Source organism: Microvirga sp. KLBC 81, from assembly GCF_003075415.1.
GTDB lineage: Bacteria > Pseudomonadota > Alphaproteobacteria > Rhizobiales > Beijerinckiaceae > Microvirga.
The window spans coordinates 1-5,992 of record NZ_QDAH01000155.1; the positions used below are offsets into that span (position 1 = coordinate 1).

Consider the following 5,992-nt stretch of genomic DNA (forward strand, 5'->3'; position numbering starts at 1 on the left):
GCCGGCATTTTACAATGCTTCGCGAAGACGAAGAATCCTTCAGCCGCAACAAGTTGTGGGTTGTTCAGGGTCGACTAGGTATAGTTATGACAATAGATGAGAAGCGTATCTTGGCAAATGCAGACCAGAAGGTAGCGACCTCTCTTTCTACTCCCAGCACTAGAAGCACCCATGCACAGGAGCAGGCAGGGATTAACGAAGTCAAACATCTCGTGTTGATGGGCGGCTCAATCATCCTGCTTCACAAGTGTTCCAAACGTCCTATTGGCGAAAGATGGACGGAGGCGCCGAGGCTGTCCCTCGAAGAGCTAAAGGCACGATATACCGGCAAAGAGAACTTTGGAGTTCGTACAGGCCAACCTTCTGAAATCGACGGGCTGTTTTGGCACACTGTCGACATGGACATTCGTAAGTCGAAATACCGGCGTAAGGCGTTTACCAAGTTCGAAACGCTTTTCGAAGGCCATAATGTATGGTCTTGGCCGCGCGTCAAATCGGGGTCGGACGGCGAGTCGCGCCACTTCCATTTCCTGACAGATAAGCCGTTCGCTTCCAGGCGTCTTGCTGCGAGTGAAGGTACGTTCGAGGATGAGCACGGGCGACACAATTATTGGGAAATCGATCTCGTCGGCAACGGAAGACAAGTCGTCATTCCGCCGTCCATCCACCCCATTAGCCGCAAGGCGTATAAATGGGAGGTTGAGTTCGATCCGACTGCCAAACTCCCATACGTCAAGAGCGATCTGATCGAACAACTCGTCCATCCTGACGCGGATGACAATGAATACCATGAGACCGGACCGCTCGGACTCACACGAGAGGAAGTTCGAGAAGCGCTCCTGTTTCTCGATCCAAGCTATTGGCGCGAGGACTACTTTGGCTACCGCAACCTTGGCATGGCACTGAAGCACGAGTTCAGAGGCGCCAAAATCGGTTTTGAGATTTGGCGTGAATATTCCGAGCCGAGTAAGAAGTTCAATCTGAAAAAGCTGCGCGACCACTGGGATTCATTCAAAGAGCGCACGAGCCGACCCTTCACTATGCGGTCAGTGATGAAAGCTGCGAGCGCGGCGCGACGAGAGGCGGAATACGCGGGTTATGCCGATGAACTTGACGAAGATGAAGCGGACTATCGTCAAAGCCTCATGGACGAATTCGATAGCCTCAACGATGAGGTTGAAGATGGAGCACCCAAGCTTGACGTCCCAAAGCACCTTCAGAGCTTTCCCGGCAAGCTGCAATTGGTTGTCGACTACTACAATGCCACCGCAGAGAAGCCGCAGCCGCAATTCGCCGTACAAGCCGCACTGGCGATTGGCTCCGGTGTACTTGGACGCAACTTCAAGACCAACAAGAATAACTTCTCGACCCTTTTTCTCATGAACGTGGCGCCGACTACTGCCGGGAAGGAGCACTTCAAGACCGTGATCGAAGAAGTTCTCGAAGAGGCCGGTGTGGGGTCACTTCTGGCACCGGACGAGTTCAGCTCGGGAGCGGCTATCTTTTGGCATCTCCTGGAAACACCACGCTGCATCACTGTCACGGACGAGTACGGCGTCTATATGTCTACGGGCCGCGACTCCAGCAACACCCTCAAGCGTGAGACTCAAAAGCTTCAGATGGAGCTTTTCAGTCGTCCGCATGGTGTTGTACGCGGCATCGGCTACTCCATGGCAAAGGCGAGCAAGGAGCAAATCGAGGCCGCGAAGCAGCGGAAGATCGTCCGCCCGGCCTTCACGCAGACAGGCATGACGACGCCTGAGACTTTCTTCGAAGCGATCTCGAACAAAGAGGTTCAGTCGGGCTACCTGAACCGCTTCATTATCGTCAGAAGCCCTCTCGGACGGCAGTTGAGTCGCGAGAACGTACCTGATGCGGAAATTCCGTGGGAGTTGACTCAATGGGTGAAGAAGTACGTCAACGATCACGGCGGCACGAAAGAAGATGACGACCGTGCATATGGGAATCCGAGCTATGTGTTCCCCCCGAGGATCGTTCCCTTTGATGAGGAGTGCCTGCTTCAGCTCAAAGAGTATGAGAAGATGCTGATGAAGAAGATGAACGCCATGGATAGAGAGAACGGAATGGGCTCTCTTCACGGCCGCACGCGCGAAATTGCGATGCGCGTTGCACTCATTGTCGCCGTCAGTTGCGAGAGTGAGGTCATTCGCCTAAACCACCTCGAATGGGCATGGGATTACGTCAGCTACTACCACAACCAGATGATCGAGGACTTCTCCGCTAACCTTGGAAAGACAGCGATCGAAGACGTATGTGATTCCGTCGCCGAGATCATCACTCGTGCAGGTAACAATGGTCTCACGGTTCGAGAAATCTCCCGCCGCTGTCGCCCGTTCCGCCGACTGAGTATCCGTGACGGCGAAGAGGTGCTGGCCCGGCTCGTGCGTAACGGCTTTATCAAGTTAGTGGACATCGAGAAAGAGGGCGCAGGACGGAAACGGAAAGCCTACGTTGCGCGTAAGATCAAACCGTAAAGGGAGAATGAAGATGAAAACTATATCGGTAGACAAGCAAATCATGCTCCTGAGCGCAATTATGCAAATCTTTCAAATGGAGAGACGGACGGTCGCCGATATGTGGGGAGGAATGAAAGCGTTCATGGTGCACTTCCGTGTCCTTCCTAAACAGGAGGAAATCAATACCAGTGACGCACCAAAGGTCAATGTTGATGCAATCACCCTGCGGAGAATGGTGCGCAAGGTGGGGAAGCGGCGATATCGTGATTTGAGTGATATGAGACTGAAACTTGCTGAAGTTCTGCATGACAACGGCATCATCCCTCACGAGACAACCGTCTATGCTGATTTGATCGCGTGCCACATCATCGAGAACAAGATTGAGGTGATCACCGAGGGTGAAATGACCGAGTTGGTGCTTTCGTCCACGGGGAAAGCTGAAGATTTCGAGATGGCGATGGCATGGGCGAAGTTCGCGCTGTTCGATTTCGGGATCATCGTTGATCTCGGGATAGAGGGCGGACCAAGCCATACTAAATATCGCAAGGTCCACTGAGACTGCAGAGCCCCGCGTGAGCGGGGTTTTTTGCTAAGACAACATCGGACACCCCTAGAGCCCTGGCGCAGTATCGAGAGGTGTCATCACCAATGAGGGTAACAATACGATTCCGGCACCACCTCGGTGACGGAATGGTGACGGAATCGAGCGCCTAAAACCCTTATTTCATAACGAGTTGAGCAATTTCGCCACCGCTTGCGACACTTGACACCAGGGGCGACTGTAAGGTGCGAGGGGTCAAAGATCTCCCCCACCCCTCCCCGTAACAAGTGGTGACACAATTAATAGTAATGGAAATAGCTTATGTATTTCAGATATTTATTACGTTCCAGTTCCGTCACCATTCCGTCACCACCTTCGGTGACAGAATTAACCCCCCTCTTTCCCCAAGACATTTTCGGAATAAATTTTGAAAACGGTCATGAACCGCGCTCAGCGGCCCCCGCGTCGGCCCGCCTACAGGTGGAAGGACCCAAAGCGAGATCGAAGGCCAAGTTATCCCATTCCGTCCGGCTGCGCCTCTCTCTGCTTCATTTTGTTTAACGCTGTCCCATGGTGTCTAACATCATCGACTGTAGATCTGCCAATGTGTTCTCTTCGAAACTGGATCGGCCGTTTAGCTGAGTGATTGAAGTATGCCGGAGAAGTGCAGAACCTTCTCTGTAGTTCAAGCACGGGCGCGCTCGGCAATAACTCACGACGGGAACTTGGCGTCACGCGGAATAAGGTTGGACCATCATCGGCCGGGAAAGCCCGCGATCACAGGGCCTCCTCTTCAGATCCGAAACCATCCGCCTACAGGTCAACTTTGCAAAACAGTTCATTCTGGAGCAGAGCGCGGGGTCTTTCCGGGTTGATAAGAAGCATTTCGATCAGAAGTATCCACTCGATGAGAAGTATCCACCCCAAGCATTGGGCTGCTCCGGCAGCATGATCAGAATGGCACTCGTGCTCCCACGTGAGGCCGCTCCTGGCGCGACATCGACAGATCGGTCCTGAGGTAATGATCTGTTAGTTCTTCCCTGGTCATGGTCGCTCTGTCTTGCCCTTGCTGGTGTCAGCCGGGCGTAACAACGGAGGCTCACCATGTCGGTGTCTAACGCCGTTCAGACAGAGCAGGATCATGCCGGGACAAAGGCAGCCAGGAAGCTGAATCCGGCTCTGATGAAGCCGTTGCAGCCCTCGACTGAGCTGGCAGCAGTGGTCGGCTCATCCCCGCTGTCCCGTCCCGAGGTGGTGAGCAAGATCTGGGAGTACATCAAAGGCCATCAGCTGCAGAACCCGCAGAACAAGCGCGAGATCCTGGCCGATGACAAGCTGCAGGCCGTCTTCGGCGGCAAGAGCAAGGTGAGCATGTTCGAGATGAACAAGCATCTCGCCCAGCATCTCTCCTGAGACTGTCCCACGAGATGACAGACCCACCTCGCCAAGTTCCTGGCGAGGTGGGCGTCCCCTGAGCCGAGCAGAGGCCCCACACGCGGCCTCGCATCATCAGATGGGACATCAGGTAAGTGCGGGTAGCGCGACAGCTCGGGCTGAGACGGAAAGCTCAGGTTAGGCAGCAACGAAGAGTTCGTTCTCTCTCCAAGCAGCGGAGGCCCTCCTTCCGTTCGGGCGTGCGGTCGCGATGCGCTCCTGAAAGCGTGTTTGAGCCTCCTTGAGCAGACGGCGCTTTCGGGCAAGGGGCTGGAAAGCCGCCGCAGTGTCATTCACAATGGCAGCCGCCGCAGCATACAGATCCGTGATTGCAGCATCCAGACCCGGATCACGCTCGAACAACATGACAAGGCTCGTCAGGTGCTGTCTGAGGAGCGTCTGCAGTTCACGAAGGTAGGGCTGATCCCCTCCGGCCTCGATGCCTCTCACAGTCGGGGCGATCAACGCCAACTTCTCCTCGATCGTGTCGTTGAGGCGTTTCTGCGTCATGAGCAATCATCTCCAGGTCAGAGGAAGCCCACCGAGCCTTTGAAGCACACGCGCAAGAATGCGCTTTCATGGTTAACCAACGGTTTTTGACGGTCGAGGAAAGTCAGACGATAAAGGTCTCCAATCGATCCTTCTCTCCGGCGGCGTAGTCGCCGACGCAGAGCCATGGGGCTCGTTCTGGCCGAAGATGAAGCTCACGCACTATCCCGATGTCGAGGATCATGTCCGGCACGGTGCCGGCATGAGGTTGAACGGCATCCGTATCCAACCTCGCCTGAGCGCCTGATGGCCTCACCAGACCGCCGGATGGAGGCGCCGCTTCCAACGTGCGTGACGGGGAAGTTGAGCCGCAGCGCGCTGACGCCGGGCCAGTCTGTGGCGGCCCGCCTCCAGCGATGTCATCGCTGGCACCGGTTCAACCATCTCTGTCGGCAGATCCGGCTCTGACACAGGTTCGGAGGCTATCAGCGGTTCGACAACTTCAGGAGCCTTGTCGCGTGGCTTCCGTGTTTTCGCCTTCGCACTCTCAGCGGCATGGAGCTGAGCCTCACGGACAGGCGTTGCATCCTCTTCAGCGACGGGAGCAGCATCAGTTTGCGATCCGGCTTCCAAGATCGCTGACGGTGCTACGGGCCCGCCCTCCCCTCCCTCAGAGATGATCGCACCCAGATCGAGTTCGATTTGCCCTTGATCGACCTTTGTTTTCGAAGCCTGCTTGCGACGCACAGGCTCAACTGGCTCAGAATTGCCCGGTCCGCCTCCAAGGATACTCGGCAGAATGCGAGGGGCCGCCGTCGGTTCAGCCCCATCTTTAGGCTCGTCCTTATGGAAGATCTTGGTGGCCTCCGCCAGCATCGTCTCAAACAGGCGCCTTGGTGGGAGGTGCTGACGCTGACTGGGGCCGCGGGATTTCTTGATTTCAACTGAGAAGGGCTTGGGATTCCGCTTCATCTTGAACCGCGCCGGGATTCCCGGAGGCTCCAACTCCTGACAGGATGGAGCCATGACGAAGAGAACACCCCCGTATTCA

At 55.5% G+C, this 5,992-nt stretch carries 5 protein-coding genes; 3 read left to right on the forward strand and 2 right to left on the reverse strand.

The window, feature by feature from the left end; genetic code table 11:
* Positions 1-110 precede the first annotated feature (110 nt).
* From DC522_RS32100 to DC522_RS32110, 3 genes are all read left to right on the forward strand, one after another.
* Positions 111-2,495 carry a bifunctional DNA primase/polymerase gene (locus DC522_RS32100; RefSeq protein WP_165820418.1) on the forward strand — a complete coding sequence of 795 codons (2,385 nt, stop codon included), beginning with the start codon at positions 111-113 and terminating at the stop codon, positions 2,493-2,495.
* Between the two features lie 13 nt (positions 2,496-2,508).
* On the forward strand, positions 2,509-3,033 hold the full coding sequence (locus tag DC522_RS32105; protein ID WP_116532503.1) for a hypothetical protein: 525 nt from the start codon (positions 2,509-2,511) through the stop codon (positions 3,031-3,033).
* A gap of 1,089 nt (positions 3,034-4,122) precedes the next feature.
* Positions 4,123-4,431, forward strand: a complete 309-nt coding sequence (locus tag DC522_RS32110) for an SWIB/MDM2 domain-containing protein (protein ID WP_116532504.1) — start codon at positions 4,123-4,125, stop codon at positions 4,429-4,431.
* Positions 4,432-4,590: 159 nt separating this feature from the next.
* Here the strand turns inward: DC522_RS32110 and DC522_RS32115 are convergent, their stop codons facing one another.
* Both DC522_RS32115 and DC522_RS35570 read right to left on the reverse strand, forming a co-directional pair.
* The gene (locus DC522_RS32115) at positions 4,591-4,962 is read right to left on the reverse strand and encodes a hypothetical protein (protein ID WP_116532505.1); all 372 of its coding nucleotides are present in this window, start codon (positions 4,960-4,962) and stop codon (positions 4,591-4,593) included.
* A 291-nt stretch (positions 4,963-5,253) separates the two neighbouring features.
* Positions 5,254-5,992 (reverse strand): hypothetical protein (locus DC522_RS35570; protein ID WP_205769892.1); only part of this gene is annotated, 739 nt, incomplete at its 5' end.

Coding starts and splice junctions, on each gene's coding strand:
- DC522_RS32110 (WP_116532504.1), top strand. CDS start 4,123: ATGTCGGTGTCTAACGCCGTTCAGACAGAGCAGGATCATGCCGGGACA.
- DC522_RS32105 (WP_116532503.1), top strand. CDS start 2,509: ATGAAAACTATATCGGTAGACAAGCAAATCATGCTCCTGAGCGCAATT.
- DC522_RS32115 (WP_116532505.1), bottom strand. CDS start 4,962: ATGACGCAGAAACGCCTCAACGACACGATCGAGGAGAAGTTGGCGTTG.